At 72.6% G+C, this 17,937-nt stretch carries 23 protein-coding genes and 1 pseudogene; 5 read left to right on the forward strand and 19 right to left on the reverse strand.

Annotated features, from left to right (window positions below; translation table 11 throughout):
- Positions 1-43: 43 nt before the first annotated feature.
- From ACZ4MU_RS21160 to ACZ4MU_RS21225, 14 genes and pseudogenes are all read right to left on the reverse strand, one after another.
- Positions 44-244 (reverse strand): annotated as a pseudogene (locus ACZ4MU_RS21160) (gas vesicle protein); the annotation flags it as partial.
- Positions 222-1,019 carry a GvpL/GvpF family gas vesicle protein gene (locus ACZ4MU_RS21165; protein WP_467878743.1) on the reverse strand — a complete coding sequence of 266 codons (798 nt, stop codon included), beginning with the start codon at positions 1,017-1,019 and terminating at the stop codon, positions 222-224. The gene ACZ4MU_RS21165 and the pseudogene ACZ4MU_RS21160, both read right to left, overlap by 23 nt.
- Entirely contained in the window at positions 1,012-1,362 is a 351-nt protein-coding gene (locus ACZ4MU_RS21170) for a gas vesicle protein (protein ID WP_467878746.1), read from the reverse strand. Before ACZ4MU_RS21170 ends, ACZ4MU_RS21165 begins: the two co-directional genes overlap by 8 nt.
- On the reverse strand, positions 1,362-2,528 hold the full coding sequence (locus ACZ4MU_RS21175; protein WP_467878748.1) for an SRPBCC family protein: 1,167 nt from the start codon (positions 2,526-2,528) through the stop codon (positions 1,362-1,364). Before ACZ4MU_RS21175 ends, ACZ4MU_RS21170 begins: the two co-directional genes overlap by 1 nt.
- Complete coding sequence (locus ACZ4MU_RS21180; protein WP_467878751.1) at positions 2,521-3,069, reverse strand: DNA primase; 549 nt, start codon at positions 3,067-3,069, stop codon at positions 2,521-2,523. Before ACZ4MU_RS21180 ends, ACZ4MU_RS21175 begins: the two co-directional genes overlap by 8 nt.
- The gene (locus ACZ4MU_RS21185; RefSeq protein WP_406555079.1) at positions 3,066-3,302 is read right to left on the reverse strand and encodes a gas vesicle protein GvpG; all 237 of its coding nucleotides are present in this window, start codon (positions 3,300-3,302) and stop codon (positions 3,066-3,068) included. The genes ACZ4MU_RS21180 and ACZ4MU_RS21185 overlap by 4 nt, the downstream gene beginning before the upstream one ends.
- Before the next feature lie 24 nt (positions 3,303-3,326).
- On the reverse strand, positions 3,327-4,043 hold the full coding sequence (locus tag ACZ4MU_RS21190) for a GvpL/GvpF family gas vesicle protein (protein ID WP_467878754.1): 717 nt from the start codon (positions 4,041-4,043) through the stop codon (positions 3,327-3,329).
- On the reverse strand, positions 4,040-4,459 hold the full coding sequence (locus ACZ4MU_RS21195) for a gas vesicle structural protein GvpA (protein ID WP_467878756.1): 420 nt from the start codon (positions 4,457-4,459) through the stop codon (positions 4,040-4,042). The genes ACZ4MU_RS21190 and ACZ4MU_RS21195 overlap by 4 nt, the downstream gene beginning before the upstream one ends.
- A gap of 81 nt (positions 4,460-4,540) precedes the next feature.
- Positions 4,541-4,855 (reverse strand): gas vesicle protein GvpO, encoded by a 315-nt coding sequence (locus ACZ4MU_RS21200; RefSeq protein WP_467878759.1) that lies wholly within the window; start codon positions 4,853-4,855, stop codon positions 4,541-4,543.
- Between the two features lie 58 nt (positions 4,856-4,913).
- Positions 4,914-6,773 (reverse strand): transketolase, encoded by a 1,860-nt coding sequence (locus ACZ4MU_RS21205; RefSeq protein WP_467878762.1) that lies wholly within the window; start codon positions 6,771-6,773, stop codon positions 4,914-4,916.
- A 2-nt stretch (positions 6,774-6,775) separates the two neighbouring features.
- Positions 6,776-8,107 (reverse strand): NAD(P)/FAD-dependent oxidoreductase, encoded by a 1,332-nt coding sequence (locus tag ACZ4MU_RS21210; RefSeq protein WP_467878765.1) that lies wholly within the window; start codon positions 8,105-8,107, stop codon positions 6,776-6,778.
- Positions 8,108-8,393: 286 nt separating this feature from the next.
- Positions 8,394-9,182, reverse strand: coding sequence for a maleylpyruvate isomerase family mycothiol-dependent enzyme (locus ACZ4MU_RS21215; protein WP_467878768.1), 789 nt, complete (start codon positions 9,180-9,182; stop codon positions 8,394-8,396).
- A 112-nt stretch (positions 9,183-9,294) separates the two neighbouring features.
- Positions 9,295-9,945 (reverse strand): hypothetical protein, encoded by a 651-nt coding sequence (locus tag ACZ4MU_RS21220; protein ID WP_467878771.1) that lies wholly within the window; start codon positions 9,943-9,945, stop codon positions 9,295-9,297.
- 67 nt (positions 9,946-10,012) lie between these two features.
- Complete coding sequence (locus tag ACZ4MU_RS21225) at positions 10,013-10,198, reverse strand: hypothetical protein (protein ID WP_467878774.1); 186 nt, start codon at positions 10,196-10,198, stop codon at positions 10,013-10,015.
- Between the two features lie 38 nt (positions 10,199-10,236).
- Between ACZ4MU_RS21225 and ACZ4MU_RS21230 the strand changes: the two genes are divergently transcribed.
- The 3 genes from ACZ4MU_RS21230 (at position 10,237) to ACZ4MU_RS21240 (ending at position 12,253) form a co-directional block, all read left to right on the forward strand.
- A complete protein-coding gene (locus ACZ4MU_RS21230; RefSeq protein ID WP_467879334.1) occupies positions 10,237-11,493 on the forward strand; it encodes an SLC13 family permease in 1,257 nt (418 codons plus the stop codon).
- A 6-nt stretch (positions 11,494-11,499) separates the two neighbouring features.
- Positions 11,500-11,985, forward strand: a complete 486-nt coding sequence (locus tag ACZ4MU_RS21235; RefSeq protein WP_467878777.1) for a universal stress protein — start codon at positions 11,500-11,502, stop codon at positions 11,983-11,985.
- Positions 11,986-12,097: 112 nt separating this feature from the next.
- Complete coding sequence (locus ACZ4MU_RS21240; protein WP_467878780.1) at positions 12,098-12,253, forward strand: hypothetical protein; 156 nt, start codon at positions 12,098-12,100, stop codon at positions 12,251-12,253.
- 259 nt (positions 12,254-12,512) lie between these two features.
- Here ACZ4MU_RS21240 and ACZ4MU_RS21245 read toward each other — a convergent pair whose 3' ends face one another.
- On the reverse strand, positions 12,513-13,346 hold the full coding sequence (locus tag ACZ4MU_RS21245; RefSeq protein ID WP_467878783.1) for a family 20 glycosylhydrolase: 834 nt from the start codon (positions 13,344-13,346) through the stop codon (positions 12,513-12,515).
- Between the two features lie 78 nt (positions 13,347-13,424).
- Positions 13,425-14,048 (reverse strand): TetR/AcrR family transcriptional regulator, encoded by a 624-nt coding sequence (locus ACZ4MU_RS21250; protein ID WP_467878785.1) that lies wholly within the window; start codon positions 14,046-14,048, stop codon positions 13,425-13,427.
- Positions 14,049-14,174: 126 nt separating this feature from the next.
- Between ACZ4MU_RS21250 and ACZ4MU_RS21255 the strand changes: the two genes are divergently transcribed.
- Positions 14,175-15,233, forward strand: coding sequence for an aldo/keto reductase (locus tag ACZ4MU_RS21255; RefSeq protein WP_467878788.1), 1,059 nt, complete (start codon positions 14,175-14,177; stop codon positions 15,231-15,233).
- Between the two features lie 14 nt (positions 15,234-15,247).
- Here ACZ4MU_RS21255 and ACZ4MU_RS21260 read toward each other — a convergent pair whose 3' ends face one another.
- Positions 15,248-15,835: a nucleosidase gene (locus ACZ4MU_RS21260; protein WP_467878790.1), complete on the reverse strand. Its 588-nt coding sequence runs from the start codon at positions 15,833-15,835 to the stop codon at positions 15,248-15,250.
- A gap of 224 nt (positions 15,836-16,059) precedes the next feature.
- Here ACZ4MU_RS21260 and ACZ4MU_RS21265 point away from each other — a divergent pair, with 224 nt between their 5' ends.
- Positions 16,060-16,530 (forward strand): Dps family protein, encoded by a 471-nt coding sequence (locus ACZ4MU_RS21265; protein ID WP_467878792.1) that lies wholly within the window; start codon positions 16,060-16,062, stop codon positions 16,528-16,530.
- Positions 16,531-16,568: 38 nt separating this feature from the next.
- Here ACZ4MU_RS21265 and ACZ4MU_RS21270 read toward each other — a convergent pair whose 3' ends face one another.
- Together ACZ4MU_RS21270 and ACZ4MU_RS21275 are read right to left on the reverse strand one after the other, a co-directional pair.
- Complete coding sequence (locus ACZ4MU_RS21270; protein ID WP_467878794.1) at positions 16,569-16,820, reverse strand: DUF6479 family protein; 252 nt, start codon at positions 16,818-16,820, stop codon at positions 16,569-16,571.
- A 45-nt stretch (positions 16,821-16,865) separates the two neighbouring features.
- Positions 16,866-17,819 carry an LLM class F420-dependent oxidoreductase gene (locus tag ACZ4MU_RS21275; protein ID WP_467878797.1) on the reverse strand — a complete coding sequence of 318 codons (954 nt, stop codon included), beginning with the start codon at positions 17,817-17,819 and terminating at the stop codon, positions 16,866-16,868.
- Positions 17,820-17,937: the final 118 nt, after the last annotated feature.

Genomic DNA, 17,937 nt, shown 5'->3' on the forward strand with positions numbered 1-17,937 from the left:
CACCGGCCGGTGACGGCAGCGCGGACGCGTCGCTTCCGTCACCCTCCTCGAACGGCGAGGGGACCCGCGCGCTCACCGAACTGATCAGGGCGTTCAGGTCGATCCGGACGAGATCCACGTCCGCGATGCGCAGGGTGAGGTCGCCCGCGAGGACCACGCCCCCCGCGAGCAGCCGGTCGAGCAGGTCGACCAGGGCGACCTGCCGCTCGGCGGGTACGCCCTCAGGCGGTACCGTCCGGGTCACCAGTTCCTCCTTCCGCGTCCAGGTCACCCGCGAACGAGTACGGCGCCCAGGGCCCCGTCACCTCGACACGCACGCCCTCGACCCGCGTCTTGTGCCGCTCCACCAGAGCGATGAACTCCGCACTGCGCTCGCGCGGTACCAGATAGGCGGCGTTGAGCACGTTCTCGCCCGGCTGCCCCGACACCTTCGCGCTCTGCGGCCGGTGCAGCCGCTGCGCCTCGGCGTACCCGGACAGCTCCTGGTGCAGCTCGTGGGAGACGATGCCCGCCTGGCGCCAGGTGTCGTCCCGGGCCTGGCGCTGGCCGAGCCTGCGGCGAAGATAGTCCCGCCCAGTCGTGGGCCTGCCCGAGGGTGCCGCCGCGGGTTCGGGGCTCCGGGCGTCCGCGTACACCTTGACCCCCCACTCGACCCGCCCTTCCAGCCGGTCCAGGGCGGCGGTGAAGCTGTCGTACCCGGAGTCGAGGAGCCGGCGCACCCCGCTGGTGTCACGGCACACCGTCGCCAGCCGCAGTGGGACCGCGCACGTCACCGAGGACAGCGCGGCCACCACCGCCTGATGGGTGCGGGCGGTGCCGGAGAGCCAGTCCAGGTCCTCCAGACGCCGACGCAGCGGCGCCGCGTCGAACTCCTCGGCGGGCACCGGGCTCGCCGCGGCGCACAGCCCGCGGTGGTCGATCAGCCGTGGCGGCTCCCCGTCCAGGGCGCGCACGCCGTCGGGCAGCACCCCCTCGAAGGGGCGCACCACCGCGTACACGTACCACAGTGGCTCACTCATCACGCACCGCCTCCGCCCGGTCCTCCCGGGAGCTCTCGCGGCTCTCCAGCTCCGCCACGCGGGCCTGCAACTGCTCGTTCTGCCGGGCGAGTTCGCTGCGGCGGGCGGCGCCGGAGAGCGCCGGGTCGTCCTCCCACCAGTCGATGCCCATCTCCTTCGCCTTGTCGAGGGAGGCCACGATGAGGCGGAGCTTGATGGTGAGCAGCTCGATGTCGAGCAGGTTGATGCGGATGTCCCCGGCTATGACGATTCCCTTGTCGAGAACGCGTTCGAGGATATCGGCGAGGTTCGCGCCGCCGCCGTCCGACGCATACGGATCGGAGAGCCGTCCCGGGGTCGTCATCAGCGCCTCCGCGAACCGGACTTGGCGGGCCGCCGCCCGGATTCCTCGGGCTCGGGCTCGGGTTCTTCGGCCTCGTCCTCGTCGTACTCGTCGGCGTACTCGACGGCGTCGTCCTCGGGAGCCTCCTCGCGGGCGTCCTCCGGAAGGTCCTCGTCCTCCTCGATCTCCTCGGGCTCCTCCGTCTCCTCGTCGTACTCGCCCTCCAGCGGCTCCTCGTCGTCATAGGCCTCCTCGTACTCGTCCTGCGAGGCCTTGCCGCCGCCGTCCGCGTCCTGCTCGCGCGCGTCCCCCTCGTGCGAGGACTCGCGACCCTCCTCCTCGCGCTCCAGAGCGTCCTCGTGGCTCAGGACGACCTCGCCGTCGCGGATCTCACCGCGCCAGCCGTCCGGGGCCTCGCCGCGCAGGGCGATGTGGCGGGCGAAGTTCTTCAGGTCCAGACGGGCCCGGCGGCCCTGGGCGCGCCAGATGTTGCCGGTCTTCTCGACCAGGCCCTTGGGGTAGTACTCGATCACCAGCAGCACCCGGGTGAGCGAGGCGCCCAGCGGGTGGAAGGTGACCACACCCTTGAGGGTGCCCTTGGCGCCCTCCGAGGTCCACGCGATCCGCGAGTCCGGTATCTGCTCGGTGGTGTGCGCCTTCCAGCTGCGGGTGGACCAGAAGACCTTCAGCTTCCAGTCGGTGGTGGTGTCGTCCGTGCTCTCCGCGCTGCGCACGCCCTTGGCGAAGTGGGAGAACTCCTGGTACTGCGTCCACTGGTCGTAGGCGTCGCGGACCGGCACGCCGACGTCCACCGACTCCATGATGACCGTCGGCTTGCGGCCGCCGCCGCCGCTCTTGCCGCTCTTGCCGCGCTTGCCGCCCAGGTTCTTGAACGCGTCCGTGACATTCTCCTTGAGGTGGTCGGCGCCCAGCTCCAGGGCGGCGCGCATCGGCTTCTTTCCCTCCGTGAGCTTGCGCCCGCCCTTCAGGGCCAGCTCGGCGAAGCCGGTGCTGCGCCCCTCGGCGATGTCGTTCAGCTTCACCGTGGACTCGCCGAGCTTGCGCCCGATGCCGACCAGGGCCCGTTCCAGCTGGGCGAGCGCCAGGGACTGCAGTTCGGCCTTGAGGCGGTCGGTGACCTCGCTGTCCACCAGGCCCGTCCCCTGCTTCTTGGCGTTCTCAGTCACGGTCGCGGCCCTCCTTCGCCTCGGCGCGCTCCGAGGAGCGGGACTTGGTGCCCGAGGTCCGGCGAGCCGCGGTCTTCTTCGCGCCGACGGCGCGGCGGGCCGGCTCGGACTTCTTCGCCGTCGACTCCGCCTTCTTCGCGGGTGCGGACCGCTTCGCCCGGTCGGCGGTCTTCCTGGCGGGGGCGGAGGCCTTATCGGCCTTGTCCGCCCCGTCCTCCGCCGCCCCGGAGATACGGTCCTGGACGTCGAGGGTGCGGTCGTGCAGCCGGTCCGCGAGCCCCTCCAGACGCCGGTTCACCATGGCACCGGTCGCCGCCTTGCCCACTCCGCGCAGATCCTGGCGCAGTTGGTCGCCGATCTCCTTGAACTGGGGGTTGTTCTCCAGTTGCCCGGCCGCGAACTGTGCGAGCGCCCCGGGGCTGAGCTTGAGGCGCTTGCCGAGCACCATCGTGCCGATGCCGAAAGCGAGCTTGGCCTTCTTGGTGCGACCGAGCACATAGCCCGCGCCTACCGCGAGCCCTACTGCCAGCCGGTTGTTCATCGTGAGGGATTCCTGTTCTCCAGCCGGTCGAGGAGCTCGTCCTCGCGGCGGTCGAACTCGGCCTCGTCGATCTCACCCGCCATCAACTTCTCTTCCAAGGCGGCGAGTTCGTTACGTATGGCCGAGGGGTCGTAGTACTGCTGCTCCGCCTGCGCCACCACCTGCTCCAGCACCCAGAAGGTGCCGCGCACGGGTGCCGCGGGGAGCAGCAGCAGCTCTTTGATCAGGCCCACGCGGGCCTCCCGTCGGTCGGCTCGTCACTCCGTGAAGCTGTACGGGGGCAGCGGGCCGTGTACCTGGACGACGAGGTGCGGCGCCTCCTTGCGGAGCGTCTCCACCGCCGCGACGAACTCGTCGGCGCGATCACGGGCGACCAGGAACGAGAGATTGGCCAGCCAGCCGGTGGACTGCGGGCCGGGCCGGTGCTCCTCGGCGGCGCCCTCCAGGGCCTGCTGGAGCAGGGTGGCGTCGCGGGACTCGCGCTGCTGGACGGCCGCGGCGATGCGCTCGCCCAACTGCAGCTTCTGCTCGTAGGTGCCGCCGCCCGCCTTGCGGTTGGCCTCGCTCATGGCGCGCAGCTCGGGACTGTCCGCGAGCACCTGGTGCAGCACGGCCTCTTCGTCGTGGGCGGCCTTGACGTTGTACTCGACCTTGCCCTCCAGGGCCTTCAGGCGCTCCAGATACCGCTCACCGTGCTCGGCGAGCGCGGCCCGTACGGCCTCGTCGTCGGGCGAGACGCCGCCGAAGCGCATCGGCAGGACCGCGCCGCCCGCGCCCGCCTCGGCGAGCACGTTCTGATGGGCCATCAGGTCACGTCGCTTGGGCCGCAGGTCCTCGGGCGCGTCGCTCACCAGGGCCACCAGCTCGCCCTCGGCCACGGTCCGCACCGGGCGCGGCGGGTCCCCGACACCGCCCATATCCTCGGGCAGCCGCGTGTGCGTGCGGTGGGCGATCCCGTAGACGTACGTGGTCATTCCTGCTCCTCCTTACGGCGCGCGGCGGTCCGCCGGCTGCGGGGTCGCTGTTCCGGCTCGGCTTCCTCACGCGCCTGCTGGAAGGCGTCGGAGATGGTCTGCGCGGCGCCCGAGAGCGCGCCCTTGGACTTGCCGCGTGCGCCGGATTCGGTGATCTCGCCGACCAGGTCGGGCAGACCCGGGCTCTTGCGCGGGCCGGCCTCCAGGTCGAGGCGGTTGCACGCTTCCGCGAAGCGCAGATAGGTGTCGACGCTCGCCACGACCACGCGGACGTCGATCTTGAGTATCTCGATGCCGACCAGGGAGACGCGCACGAACGCGTCGATCACGAGCCCTCGGTCCAGTACCAGTTCAAGGACGTCGTAGAGACCACTGGTCCCGCCGCTGCCGCCCTGTTGTGCCGGGACAACCGTCATGGTGTCCGGTCCTCCTTCGCTCTCAGTGGTGTGCGGTCGGATGGAGCCGTGCGGCCCCGGGAGAAGGCGTTCCGCCCGGGATCACGTGTTGCGGTCGGCCCGTCCCCGCTCGTACCGGCGCAGTCGCCGGTATCCGGTCAACTCGCCCTGCGGGTCCAGCTCCACCTCGTACGAGGCGAGCAGGCTCATGGTGTCCGGGACCCGGGCGAGTTCCAGGACCTCGACGCGCAACAGCCAGCCGTCCTCGGAGCGCTCGAAGGAGGAGACCGACTCCGCCTCCATGCCGGTGAGTTCGGCGAGCTGGGCCCGGGCGCCGCGCAGCACGTCCATCGCGCCGGGCAGGTCCTCCTGGGCCTTGCGCTTGTTTCCGGAATGGTTCTCTGATGTGTTCGCCATGGCTCCTCGCGTGTGATGCCTTTCGGGTTGCCGCGCAACAGCGGAGCAAACCCGCCGATCAGCTCGTGACGACGCGTTCGTACAGCACGCGGACCGTCGCGGTGACGGAGGCCGCGTCGATGCCGGCCTCGGCCAGCTGCTCCTCGGGGGTGGCGGAGCCCGGCATGTTCTCGACGGCGAGCCGGACGAGCCGGGGCATGGGGCGGCCGTCGGCGAAGCACTCCGCGACCGCGTCGCCGATGCCGCCCTGGGAGTGGTGGTCCTCGACGGTGACCAGACACCCCGTCAGGGCGGCCGCCTCCTGGAGCACCTGCTCGTCGACCGGCTTGACCGAGTACAGGTCGATCACCCGTACCGGGATACCGCCCGCCTCCAGCGCGTCCGCGGCCTCCAGCGCCTCGTGGACGGTGGCGCCCGCCGCGACCAGGGTCACCTTGTCGTGCGGGGAGGCACGCAGCACCTTGGCGCCGCCGACCGGGAACTCCTCGTCGGGCCCGTAGATGACCGGGCTGTCGCCCCGGGTGGTGCGCAGATAGCGGATGCCCTCGCCGTCCGCCGTCGCCGCCACCAGCTTCGCCGTCTGGTTGGCGTCGCACGGGTAGAGCACCGTACTGCCGTGCACCGCACGGAACATCGCCAGGTCCTCCAGGCCCATCTGCGAGGGCCCGTCCTGGCCGATGGCGACCCCGGCGTGCGAGCCCGCCACGGTCAGCGAGGCCCGGCTGATCGCGGCCATCCGCAGGAAGTCGTGGCCGCGCGTCAGGAACGCGGCGAAGGTGCACGCGTACGGCCGCCAGCCACGCCTCGCCATGCCCACGGCCGCCGCCAGCATCTGCTGCTCCGCGATGTAGCACTCGAAGTACCGCTCCGGGTGCTCCTTGGCGAAGAGCTCCGCCTTGGTCGAGTCGCCCACCTCGCCGTCGAGCACCACCACGTCGCCGCGGGCCGTGCCCAGCGCGGTGAGCGCCTGCCCGTACGCCGTGCGGGTGGCGACCTTCTCGCCCACCTCGTAGCGGGGCAGCTCCAGCCGGCCGGAGGAGGGCCGGGGCGCGCGGGCGGAGGGCGGGGCCTGGACGTCCACGCGGATGAAGCGGGGGCCGCCCAGCTCCTCGACGGCCGCCACGGCGTCCGGCAGCGGCTTGCCGTGCAGACCCTCGCGGTCCTCGACGGAGGCGACGCCCTTGCCCTTCACGGTGCCCGCGAGGATCGCGGTGGGCCTGCGCGACGTCTGCGCCGCCTCCCGGTACGCCGCGTCGACCGCCTCCACGTCGTGGCCGTCCACCTCGATGGTGTGCCAGTCGAAGGCGCGGAACCTGCGCGCGTACGCGGCGAGATCGCGCTGGTGGCGGGTCGGGCCGCGCTGGCCCAGCCGGTTGACGTCGACGACCAGCGTCAGATTGTCCAGGTGCTGGTCCCCGGCGTGCTCGGCCGCCTCCCACACCGCCCCCTCCGCCAGCTCGCTGTCGCCGCACAGCACCCAGACGCGATATGGGAGGCGGTCGAGGTGCTTGCCCGCCAGCGCCATCCCGACGCCGACCGGCAGGCCTTGGCCGAGTGAGCCGGTGGCCACGTCCACCCACGGCAGGCGCGGCGTGGGATGCCCTTCCAGCCGGCTGCCCAGCTTGCGGAAGGTCAGCAGCTCCTCGTCGTCCACGACGCCGACCGCGCGGTACATCGCGTACAGCAGCGGGGAGGCGTGGCCCTTGGAGAGGATCAGCCGGTCGTTGGCGGGATGCTCGGGCTTGTCGAAGTCGTAGCGCAGATGACCCGACAGGAGCACGGCCGCCAGATCGGCCGCGGACATCGAGGAGGTGGGGTGGCCGGAGCCGGCGGCGTCGGCGGCGCGGACCGCGTCGACCCGCAACTGCTGTCCCAGCTCGGCGAGTCGGTCCCGGTCTGCCCTGCGGTCGCTCTTCATGGTCAGTCCTTTCGGGTCGTGGGTGCGGGGCCGCCCGGGACACGGGCCAGCTCCGGCGTCTCCGTGTCCAGCGGGACCGACCAGGACCGCACGAGGCCCAGCTGGACGCCCTGGCGGGGGAGTACGGCGTCCAGCAGCCAGTCGGCCGCGACGCGCACCCGGTTGCCGGGCATGGCGGCGAGGTGGTAGCCGCGGGTGACGGCACCGGCGAGCGGGCCCGACAGCGGCACGCCGAGCGGGTTGGCCGCGGCCTGCACCCCGCCGAGGTCCACCACGAACCCCAAGTCGTTGTGCTTGTACGGCTGTTGCTCGCCGTGTCCCAGCGAGGCGGCCACGTTGAGTGCGGCCCTCTTGCCCTGCCGGGCGGCGTGCTGCGCGGTCATCGGGGTGAACTCGCCCGGCCGGGTCAGATCGGGCACGGCCGCCGCGTCCCCGCAGGCGAACACCTCGGGCCGGCCCGGTACGCTCAGCTGCGGCTCCACGAGCAGCCGTCCGCGCTCCACGGACAGTCCGAGCTCGGAGACCAGCGGATCGGGCCGCACGCCCACGCACCAGATCAGGGTGCGGGTCGGGATGAACTCCCCGTCGTCCAGCAGCACCCCGTCCTCGGTCGCCTCCTTGACGGAGGTCCCGGTGCGGACGTCGACACCCCGGCGGTGCAGCACCCGCTCCGCGGTGGTGGACATCCTGCGGTCGAGTTCGGGCAGCAGCCGGTCGGCGATGTCGAGCAGGACCCAGCGGGCCGGCAGGCGCCGGTCGAGCGCGTCGGTGAACAGCTTCCCCTGCGCGGCCACCTCGGTGCCGGTGTAGCCCCCGCCGACCACGACGAAGGTACGCCGCGCGCCCTGCTCCTGCGGGGTGTCGGTGCCCTGCGCGGCCAACTCCATCTGCCGGGTGATGTGGTCGCGCAGGTAGAGCGCCTCCGGCATCCCGCGGAAGCCGTGCGCGTGCTCGGTGACGCCGGGCACCGGCAGCAGCTTGTTGACACTGCCGACGGCGAGCACCAGCCGGTCGTACTCCAGCTCGCCCGGCTCGCCCTCGGGCCCGGTGTAGTGCACGGTCGAGGCGTCCAGGTCGACACGCCCGGCCTCGCCGAGGACGAGCCGTACGCCCGGCAGGGTGCCGCTGAGCGAGACGGTGACGCGGCGCGGCTCCAGGATCCCGGCGGAGACCTGGGGGAGCAGCGGGAGGTAGAGGAAGTAGTCCGTGGGGTTGAGCAGGGTGATCCGGGCACGGCCGCGCATGCGGCGGGAGAGGGTGCGAGCGGCCTGGTACCCGGCGAACCCGGCCCCGACGATGAGGATGCGGGGGCGGTCCGGCGTAGGGGTGGTCACGTTCGGCTCCCGTGGGCTGGGTGCGGGCGGACAGGGTTCCCGCGTGCCCGGGGTGGGCGGCGCCAAACGCCGTGCGGTGTGCGCCGCGTCACGGGAAGGCCGCCGCACCGGAGAAGGGCCGGAAGCCGTCTGAGCGGAGAAGGGCCGGAAGCCGCCTCATGGGGGAAGCGCGGAGGGCCCCCTCACCGGAGAAGTCCCGGCCGATCCTTTCCCCGCGCCTGGCCGAATCTCCGTGCCCGGCCGATCTCTTCCCCGCCTGGGGTCCGCTCCGGGGCCGGACCCCGGATCAGAAGGCCGAGTTGGTGAACCAGCGCCGGAGCAGTTCCTCGTTCCCACCGGTCCGCACCGATCCGGCCGAGCGGTCGAGACGGCCGTAGACGAGGAGCAGCAGGTCGGCGGCGCGGGCCCGGACGGTGGCGTCGGCGGACGCGCCGTCCTGGCTCGGAGCGTCCGGGGCGTCCACGACACCGAAGCCGTCGGGCCGCAGCCGGACGAGCCAGTCGTCGCCCGTGTCCGTACTGGTGAACCGGATGTGCTGGACGGCCCCCGGCGAGCGCAACTCGGCGACCCCGGGCGCGAAGAACGCGGCGAAGGGGAGGTTGACCAGGAACTCGTCGACGCCGTCCCGGGCGAGCGCCGGGTCGATCTCCGAAGTCAGCCCGAGGGTCCGTTCCGCGTCTACGCGGTGCACCAGCGTTTCGAAGAGCATCCGGCGCACCCAGAAGCGGGCGTGGCCGTCCGCGCCCCAGACCCACATCGGCGCGCCCGGGTCGGTGCTGGCGAACACCCGCTCCGCCTCGCCCGCGCCCGCGGTCAGCCAGTCGGCCCAGCCGTCCTCCCGCTTCGGCGGCCGCAGCTCTTCGGGGCGGCTCGCGGGCCGCTCCTGGACGAGGGCGCGCACCAGCGCGGTGAACATGCGCTGCGCGCCCCCGGTGTGCTTCACGAGGTCGGCCAGGGTCCAGCCCGGGCAGGTGGGCACGGCGAGCGACAGGTCGGCGCCCTGGAGCAGGCCCGCGAACCGGGTGGTCTCCGCGGCGACGGCCGCGCGGTGGTCGAGCGGTTCGGCTGTGTTCATGGTGTCGCGCCTCCTGGCGGTCCCGGTGCTCCTCCGGGGCAGCCTGTCACAGCCGCCGGGTCCGGCGGCGGGCGGAGTCGCTGCCGTACGGTGTGGCTCCCGTACGGAGTCGCTACCGTACGGCGGCGTCGGCCAGCACCGCGTCCACCTCGCGGCTCTCGGGCGACTCGGGTGCTTCGGTGATACCGAGGAGGAAGGCCGACCTGTCCCGGTCGCGCGCGACGATGGTCAGGCGCAGCCGTCCCGCCCTGCCGTTCTCGTCCTGGGTGCGCAGCAGCACCGTGTGGGCGGGACGGCCGCTGACCTTCGTGGCCCGGGACTCCTCCACGCTGGACCTGCCGTCCGGGTAGAAGAACTCCGCGTTGGACCGGGCCGCGGTCTCGGTGCGCGCCCGGAGGGCGGACTCGTCGAGGGGAGCGCCCCGTCCGGCGAGCACGGCGGCCCCGCCGTGGCCGTCGGCGCCCTTGGTGGTGATCGAGGAGGTGAAGGCCTGGATCAGGTCCTTGCCCTCGTTGCTCTTCCAGCCTTCGGGCACGGCGTACGAGAGTCCGGCCGCGGTGTCGGTGACGCGCGGCCGCCCGGCCAGCGGCGAGTCGTCCGCGTCCCGCGTCAGCCACCACGCCGCCCCGGCGGCGAGCGCCAGGACCAGCGCGCAGGCGGCGCCGATGATCCAGGCACGCCGGGTGCGCGACCGTCCGGGCGGGAGGGGGAGCGGGGACGCGGGGGGCAGGTGCGGCGGGCTGACGAAGGGCGGCGTTGTCATGGCCCCAGCCTGCCTCCCCGGCCGCGCGCGGACCTGAGCGGTCGTACTCACTTCCGTACTCAGATACTCACCGGGCCGGTTGCTCACCGGATCGTGCCGTGCCGCACGGCGCGGAGGGGACCGAGGCCGTGGCGGCCGTGGCGGCCGTGGCGGCCACCGAGCCGCGGAACTGGCGGCGGGCCGCCGCGGACTGCGGCCGGGCCCGCTGCCGGGGGGTGGGCTGACGCGGTGACGGCGCGGCTTCTGTTTCCATAGAGGCTGATCATCGGAGCTGTCTGCGAGGAGTTGGCCCTGAACACCTGGGGTGCGGAGGTTGTGTCGGCCGGGCTGCTGCTGGCGGTCCTGGTGTGTGCGGTGGTACGGCCGTGGGGCTGGCCCGAAGCGGTCGTGGCGGTCCCGGCCGCGGGGGTGGTCATCGCCTGCGGGGCGATCTCCTGGGGGCACGCGCAGGCCGAGGCCGCCCGGCTCGGTCCCGTCGTCGGCTTCCTGGCGGCGGTGCTGGTCCTCGCCCAGCTCTGCGACGACGAGGGGCTGTTCCAGGCCTGCGGGGCCTGGATGGCCCGGACCGCCGCCGGGAAACCGCGCAGACTCCTCGCGCAGGTGTTCGCCGTCGCCTCGGTCATCACGGCGGTGCTCAGCCTGGACGCCACCGTGGTGCTGCTCACCCCGGTGGTCTTCGCCACCGCCGCGCGGCTCGGGGTCCGTCCCAAGCCCCATGTCTACGCCTGCACCCACCTGTCGAACACGGCGTCACTGCTGCTGCCCGTCTCCAACCTCACCAATCTGCTCGCCTTCACCGCCAGCGGACTGAGCTTCACCCGGTTCGCCGCGCTCATGACGCTGCCGTGGCTGGCGGCCATCGGGGTCGAGTACGTGGTGCTGCGGCGGTTCTTCGCCACCGATCTGGACGCCGGGGCGCCGGTCCCGTCCGGGGGCGAGCCGCCCGAACTGCCGCTGTTCGCCCTCCTGACCGTGGTGGGCACCCTGGCCGGGTTCGTCCTCACCTCGGCGGTCGGGATCGACCCGGCCTGGGCGGCGGCGGCCGGGGCGCTCGTCCTGGCGACGCGTGCGCTGGTACGCCGCCGCACCACGCCCGGCGCGCTCGTCTCGGCCGCGGCACTGCCGTTCCTCGCCTTCGTCCTCGCCCTGGGCGTCGTGGTACGCGCCGTCGTCGACAACGGCCTCGCCTCGGGCCTGGCCCATCTGGTCCCCGGCGGCACCGGCCTGCTCGCGCTGCTGGGCGTCGCGGCGCTGGCCGCGGTCCTGGCCAACGTCATCAACAACCTGCCCGCCGTCCTGGTCCTGCTGCCGCTGACCGCGCCGACCGGCCCCGGCGCCGTGCTCGCGGTGCTCCTCGGGGTGAACATCGGGCCCAACCTCACCTACGCCGGGTCGCTGGCGACCCTGCTGTGGCGGCGGATCGTCCGGGAGCACGACAGCGACGTCGACCTCAGGGAGTTCACCCTGCTCGGCCTTCTCGTCGTGCCCCTCGCGCTGGCGCTCGCCGTACTGGCACTGTGGGGGTCGCTGCACGTGCTCGGAGGCTGATGCACCATGACCGTCGTCGTCTGGATCACCGAGGGTTCCTGGCCCGCGTGCGTCGACGCCGCTCGCGCCCACACGGGCGACGGCGCCGACGTGGTGCTCCTCCACGTCACCGGACACGACGTCCCCGGCGTGGCCCACGGCGCCTTCGCCGGGCTCCTCGGCCGCGGCCACCGCGAGCGCGACCCCGGCACCCGTCTGGAACACCTCGCGGACGCCTCCGCGCACGACCTCCTGGACGCCGCCGCCGAGCGGTTCGGCCTACCGTGCCGGCGCGAGGAGCGCGCCGGGCGCGTGGAGCGGGAGGTCGTGGCCGCCGCCGACGGCGCCGACCTGCTGGTCTTCGCCCGCGACGGCGACCGCTCCCGGCTCGGGCCGAGAAGTCTGGGCCCCGCCTCCCGCTTCGTCCTCGACCACGCCCCCTGCCCGGTCCTGCTCGTCTGGCCCGGATCCGCCCCCGGGGTCACGACGCTCCCCCCGGAACCACCGGTCTGACGGACCCGGCACCTCAGCCTCCGTACACCTCGAACTCGTACAGCGAGTACCCGACGAGGTGCCCCGCTGGGTGCCGTACAGCCGGATGTGGCGTCCGGTCCCGGAGAGCCCCGTGAGGTTCTGGACACTGCCGCCGGCGCTCGTGGTGGAGTACAGCGTGCGCCAGGCGGTGGTGGGGCGGTCGCGGGCGAGGTTGCCGGGCTGGGGCAGGCCCGGCCAGGTGGGGTTGTGGCCGACGGCGGCGACGATCGGGGTGAACGCGGCGTAGGAGGCCACCGGCCTGGGGGAGCCCCAGGTCTGCTGGGCGAGGCCGCGCAGCGGGTACATGACGCCCCCCGCGATCTGGTCCTCCGTCTCCGCGCCGGGGTTGTCGCACCACACGTGGATCAGCGAGCCGGGGTTGCGGCCGGGGTCGCTCAGGGTGGTGCCGCCCTGGAAGAGGTCCGGGGTCCACGTCTCGTACATCCACCGGGTGTCCGGCTTGGCGCCGCCGAGGACGTAGTAGGTGGGCGTCCAGGATTCGTTCGTCACGGTGTGCCCGGCCGCCGCCAGCTGCTGGGCGTGAGGCCGTAGGTGTACCAGTACTCGACGACGATGTCCGCGTTCGGGGTGACGGTGCCGTCGCCGGACTTGATGCCGTCGTTCCACATCCGGGTGGTCTTTCCGGCCGCGCGCACCAGGGCGTCGGCCCAGTTGACGTATCCGTAGTAGGTGTCCTTGGCGGCGGCGCCCGGTCCGAAGTGGGCGCGGGCGTAGGTGAGGAGCTGGGGGTAGCGGCCGTAGTCGGTGACGTATTCGTCCGCGCCGATGTGCCAGTAGCGGGCGGGGAAGAGCGGCAGGTACTCGTCCACCAGGTCCTTGATCAGGGTGTACGAGCCGGGCAGGGAGAGGTCGATGAACTCGGCGCTCGCCGTTCCGGAGCTGTTCTTGAGCCTGAGGTCGGGGTGGGCCGCCAGGATCGCGTTCATGTGCCCGGGGGTGTCGATCTCCGGGACGACGGTGACGTGGTACCGCTGCCCCAGCGCCACCAGAGCGGCGATGTCCTGCTTGGTGTAGTGGTCGGCGGAGACGATCTGCGGATGGGTGGAGCTCTCCAGTCGGAAGCCGAAGGTGTCCGACAGGTGGAAGTGGAAGTAGTTGAGTTTGAGGTAGGCGAGTTCCTTGATGTGCTGCCTGATCCAGGCGACGGTGAAGAACTTCCGCCCCTGGTCGATCATGAGCCCGCGCTCGGGCTTGGTGGGCCAGTCCACCGCCGTCCCGGCGGGTACCGAGGCGGACTGGTGCAGCAGTTGCAGGAGCGTGCGGGTGCCGTGGAAGGCGCCGGTGTCGGTCCCGGCGCGGATGGTGACGGCCGCGCCCATGGCATCCGGCTCGAAAGGCCGCTGTGGCGAACGCGATCGCGCAGCCGGTGCCGCCCCGCCGCTGCCGGGTCGTGCGGCTCAGGTCCGCGCGGGTGTGAACACCCCCGCGCGTGCGGCGGCGGCCGCCGCCTCGGCGGCGCGGTCGGCGGCCGCCTCTTCCAGGGGGGCGGCGGTGGTCAGGAGGCGGTAGTAGAGGGGGGCCGAGACGGCGCGGATCACCTCGCGTGTGTCGGTACCTTCTGCCAACTCGCCCCGTTCGACGGCCTGTTGGACACACGGAGCCCACTCCTCGACGCGTGTCTCGTAGAAGCGGTGCAGGGCGGCGGCCGTCTGCTCGTCCCAGGTCGCCGCGGCGATCACCGCCTTGAAGAGGGCCCCTTGGCGGGCGTCGGCCAGGGTGCGCTGGACGAGCCTGGCGTTGGCGCGCAGATCCCCCAGGAGCGTCCCCGTCTCCGTACGCGGCAGCGACTGCTCGGCCATCTCCGCGAGCAGGTCCGCGACGAGACCGGCCGGAGTGCCCCAGCGCCGGTAGACCGTGGTCTTGCCGACCGCGGCGCGGCGGGCCACATCGGCGAGGTCCAGACGGGCGAGGCCGCCCTGGGCCAGCGCGTCACCGGCGGCGCCGAGGACCGCCGCCCGGACGCGGGCGGTCCGGCCGCCGGGTCGGACGGTCCCTGGGTCCGCGTCTGCTGAGGATGTCATAACGGGACTCCTGTTCCATTAACTGGTCATGCTCTGCTACGGTGAAGGCACATCCTAACGGAACAGCAGAACCGTTAGTGGCTGCCGACCGGTGGCCGCGCCGGTGTGCACGGAGAGGAATCTGTCATGGAGTACAGGAGGCTGGGCGCGTCGGGAATGCTGGTTCCGGCACTGAGCTTCGGCGCCGGGACGTTCGGCGGCCGGGGCGAGCTCTTCGGCGCCTGGGGCGACACCGACGCGGAGCAGGCCCGCCGACTGGTGGACATCTGCCTGGAGGCCGGAGTCACCATGTTCGACACCGCCGACGTCTACTCCGCCGGTGCCTCCGAGGAGGTGCTGGGCGCCGCGATCAAGGGGCGGCGCGACGAGGTGATCATCTCCACCAAGGCCGGACTGCCGATGGGCGAGGGGCCGGGCGACGCCGGTACCTCGCGCTCACGCCTCATCCGCGGCGTCGAGGACGCGCTGCGCCGTCTTGGCACGGACCACATCGACCTCTTCCAGCTGCACGCCTTCGACGCGGGAACGCCGGTCGAGGAGGTCCTGTCCACCTTGGACGACCTCGTACGGGCCGGAAAGATCCGCTACACCGGAGTCTCCAACTTCTCCGGCTGGCAGCTGATGAAGTCACAGGCCACGGCCGACCGGTACGGCTACCCGCGGTACGCGGCCCACCAGGTCTACTACTCCCTGGTGGGCCGGGACTACGAATGGGAGCTGATGCCGCTCGCCGCCGACCAGGGCGTCGGCGCGGTGGTGTGGAGCCCGCTCGGCTGGGGCCGGCTCACCGGCAGAATCCGCCGCGGGCAGCCGCTGCCGGAGCAGAGCCGGCTCCACACCACCGCGGACTACGGCCCGCCCGTCGAGGACGAGCTGCTGTACCGGGTGGTCGACACGCTCGACGAGCTGGCCGCGGAGACCGGCAGGACGATCCCGCAGATCGCCCTCAACTGGCTGCTGCGCCGCCCCACCGTCTCCTCCGTCATCATCGGCGCCCGCAACGAGGAGCAGCTCCGGCAGAACCTCGGCGCGCTCGGCTGGAGCCTGACCGACGACCAGGTCGCCCGCCTCGACGCGGCGAGCGCCCGGACCGCGCCCTACCCGTACTTCCCCTACGAGCGCCAGGAGGGTTTCGCCCGGCTCAACCCTCCGCTGACCGGCCGGGCACCGGGCGGGCAGGCGTAGGCGGCCGGGCCGGGTCAGACGGCGTACTCGGGGATGTTCGCCCCCGCCCAGGCGGCGAGGACCCGGGCGCACTCCGCCACCGACTCGCGCCACGTCCTGGCCGCGCCCGCGCCCGCCTCGTCGCTGACGTGCTTGACCATCTGGAGGGGGAGTCCGGCCCGCTGGGCGACCGAGGCCAGTGCGTAGCCCTCCATGTCGACGAGATGGGCGCGCAGCGCCAGCCGGGCGCGCGTCTGCTCGTCCGCGATGAAGGTGTCGCCGGTCGCCAGCGTCGGGCCGCCCGGCTCGGACCCGTCGAGAGGCGGGCCGTACAGCTCGCCGGTCAGCGCGGCCAGTACGTCACTGTCCAGGTCGTGCTGGAGCACCGAGCCTATGACGTGGGTGCCGGTCCACCCCGGGCGCAGCGCCCCGGCCGTGCCCAGGTTGACGATGCGGGAGGGGTGCGGGCCGCGTGCCAGGACGGTCGCCAGCGCGCTCGCCGCGTTCACCTTGCCGATGCCGGTGAGGAGGACGGGCAGATCCGTGTCGAGGAACTGCGCCTCTTCCTTGACGGCCAGCACGAGCAGCGGGCGATCGGTGGCGATGTGTCCTGAGAGCTCCATGGGGACCAGGGTATTTCCGCGGGCTCCGGGCCCGGGCGGCGGGGGCGGGCGTGCATGGCGGATGTGCACGGGTGGGACAGGCGGTGCGTCGTTCGATGGGGGCCGTCGGCCTTCGCCCGGTTTGATCCTCGCGTTTCAAGGAAGGCGCAGCGATGGGACGGCACAACACGCCTCCCGCACACCTCCCGCACACCGGGACCAGTATTTGAGGAATGGAGAACGCCATGGCTGCCGTGAAGAGCTCGCTGCCGGATGCCGACCTGAAGGTCGTGGGGAACGCGCTGCAGGGCGCCCTGGTGGATCTGGTGGATCTGTCGCTGGCTGCCAAGCAGGTCCACTGGAACGTGGTGGGCCCCCGCTTCCGCTCGGTCCACCTCCAGCTCGACGAGGTGGTCACCACGGCGCGTACGCACTCCGACATCGTGGCCGAGCGCGCCTCCGCACTCGGCATCGCCCCGGACGGCCGGGTCGCCACCGTCGCGGAGACCTCCGCGATCAGCACCGTCCCCGTGGGCTGGATCAAGGACAACGAGGCCGTGCAGGTGCTGGTGGACGCCCTCGGCAGGGTCGTCGAGCGCATGCGCGAGCGGATCGCCGCGACCGAGAAGCCGGACCCCGTCACCCAGGACCTGCTCATCTCCCTCACGGGGGAGCTGGAGAAGCACGCCTGGATGTTCCAGGCGGAGAACGCCTGACACCGGCACCCCGGCGGCCGCGCGGGCCGTTGGATGTTCTAGATGTGGTGGTCGTGCTCCGGGGCGTCCGGTCCCTGCGGATGCCCCGGAGGCGCCTCGCCGTCCGGGGTCTGCCAGGAGTCCGAGCGCGGCTGGGGCTCCTGCGGGGGCGCCGGACGTCGCGATGCCCGGCGGCTGCCGTACCAGAAGGCCCCGAGCAGGACGGCCACGATGAGGACGCCCACGATCACGAACAGCCAGGACGACGAGGTGTTGGCGGCGAGGGTCTGGGACAGCGTGACGGTGTTCATGGGTGGCTCCTAAACGTGCGGGTGGTCCTGGGCGGCCCCGGCGTACTACGCCAGTCGCGGCAGGACCTCGGTGCGGTAGAAGTCGAAGAAGCCGCGTTGCTCCTTGCCGATCTGGTTGACGTACACGGTGTCGAAGCCGGCGTCGGCGTACTCGCGCACCGCGGCGACATGCTGGTCCACGTCGTTCCCGCAGGTCACATTGGCGGCCACCCGTTCGGGCGTCACCAGCTCCGACGCCTGCTCGAAGTGGCGGGGCGTCGGCAGTACCTGCGGCAGCTCGCCCGGCAGCTGCTCGTTGGCCCACAGCCGGTGCGCCTCGCGGACCGCCTCCTCGCGGTCGGGGCCCCAGCACACCTTCAGCCCGGCGGACACCGGCTTGCCGCCGCCTCCGGCGCGCCGGAAGCGCTCGATCAGCGCGGTGTCCGGTGCCATGGCGACCAGCCCGTCCCCGGCGCGGCCCGCCAGCTCCCCGGCCAGCGGGCCGAAGGCGGACACGTCGATGGGCACGGGCTCGTCCGGGACGGTGTACAGCCGGGCGTTCTCCACGGTGTAGTGCTTGCCCCGATGGCTGACCTGGTCACCCGTGAACAGCAGGCGCATCACCTGGATGGCCTCCTCCAGCATCTCCAGGCGCACCGCGGCCCGAGGCCAGACGTCGCCGAGGATGTGCTCGTTGAGGGCCTCACCCGATCCCACCCCGAGCCGGAAGCGGCCACCGAGCTGTACGGCGCTGGTGGCTGCGGCCTGCGCCACGACCGCCGGGTGCGTCCGCACGGTCGGGCATGTCACCGCGGTCCCGACCGGCAGGGACACGGCCTGCGACAGCGCCCCCACCACCGACCAGACGAACGGGGCCTGGCCCTGGCTGTCGTTCCAGGGGTGGTAGTGGTCGGATATCCACAGTGAGGTGAATCCCGCCTGCTCGGCCATCCGGGCCTGCTCGACCAGCTCGGCGGGTGTGTGCTCCTCGCTCGACAGGAAGTAGCCGTACTCGGTCATCGCCGCTCCTCGGGGACGCGCTCGTGCACGCCGGGTGACCGGTGAGCGGGAAAGGAAACCTCGCCCGGGCACCCGTGTGAGGCGTCCTCGCGGGGGTACCGGGCCAACGCGCCCGGTC

It is taken from the genome of Streptomyces sp. NPDC026377 (assembly GCF_055567715.1).

Coding starts and splice junctions, on each gene's coding strand:
- ACZ4MU_RS21245 (WP_467878783.1), bottom strand. CDS start 13,346: ATGGGCGCGGCCGTCACCATCCGCGCCGGGACCGACACCGGCGCCTTC.
- ACZ4MU_RS21165 (WP_467878743.1), bottom strand. CDS start 1,019: ATGAGTGAGCCACTGTGGTACGTGTACGCGGTGGTGCGCCCCTTCGAG.
- ACZ4MU_RS21220 (WP_467878771.1), bottom strand. CDS start 9,945: ATGACAACGCCGCCCTTCGTCAGCCCGCCGCACCTGCCCCCCGCGTCC.
- ACZ4MU_RS21255 (WP_467878788.1), top strand. CDS start 14,175: ATGGAGTACAGGAGGCTGGGCGCGTCGGGAATGCTGGTTCCGGCACTG.
- ACZ4MU_RS21195 (WP_467878756.1), bottom strand. CDS start 4,459: ATGACGGTTGTCCCGGCACAACAGGGCGGCAGCGGCGGGACCAGTGGT.
- ACZ4MU_RS21215 (WP_467878768.1), bottom strand. CDS start 9,182: ATGAACACAGCCGAACCGCTCGACCACCGCGCGGCCGTCGCCGCGGAG.
- ACZ4MU_RS21275 (WP_467878797.1), bottom strand. CDS start 17,819: ATGACCGAGTACGGCTACTTCCTGTCGAGCGAGGAGCACACACCCGCC.
- ACZ4MU_RS21270 (WP_467878794.1), bottom strand. CDS start 16,820: ATGAACACCGTCACGCTGTCCCAGACCCTCGCCGCCAACACCTCGTCG.
- ACZ4MU_RS21265 (WP_467878792.1), top strand. CDS start 16,060: ATGGCTGCCGTGAAGAGCTCGCTGCCGGATGCCGACCTGAAGGTCGTG.
- ACZ4MU_RS21260 (WP_467878790.1), bottom strand. CDS start 15,835: ATGGAGCTCTCAGGACACATCGCCACCGATCGCCCGCTGCTCGTGCTG.
- ACZ4MU_RS21170 (WP_467878746.1), bottom strand. CDS start 1,362: ATGACGACCCCGGGACGGCTCTCCGATCCGTATGCGTCGGACGGCGGC.
- ACZ4MU_RS21225 (WP_467878774.1), bottom strand. CDS start 10,198: ATGGAAACAGAAGCCGCGCCGTCACCGCGTCAGCCCACCCCCCGGCAG.
- ACZ4MU_RS21190 (WP_467878754.1), bottom strand. CDS start 4,043: ATGACCACGTACGTCTACGGGATCGCCCACCGCACGCACACGCGGCTG.
- ACZ4MU_RS21205 (WP_467878762.1), bottom strand. CDS start 6,773: ATGAAGAGCGACCGCAGGGCAGACCGGGACCGACTCGCCGAGCTGGGA.
- ACZ4MU_RS21200 (WP_467878759.1), bottom strand. CDS start 4,855: ATGGCGAACACATCAGAGAACCATTCCGGAAACAAGCGCAAGGCCCAG.
- ACZ4MU_RS21235 (WP_467878777.1), top strand. CDS start 11,500: ATGACCGTCGTCGTCTGGATCACCGAGGGTTCCTGGCCCGCGTGCGTC.
- ACZ4MU_RS21250 (WP_467878785.1), bottom strand. CDS start 14,048: ATGACATCCTCAGCAGACGCGGACCCAGGGACCGTCCGACCCGGCGGC.
- ACZ4MU_RS21180 (WP_467878751.1), bottom strand. CDS start 3,069: ATGAACAACCGGCTGGCAGTAGGGCTCGCGGTAGGCGCGGGCTATGTG.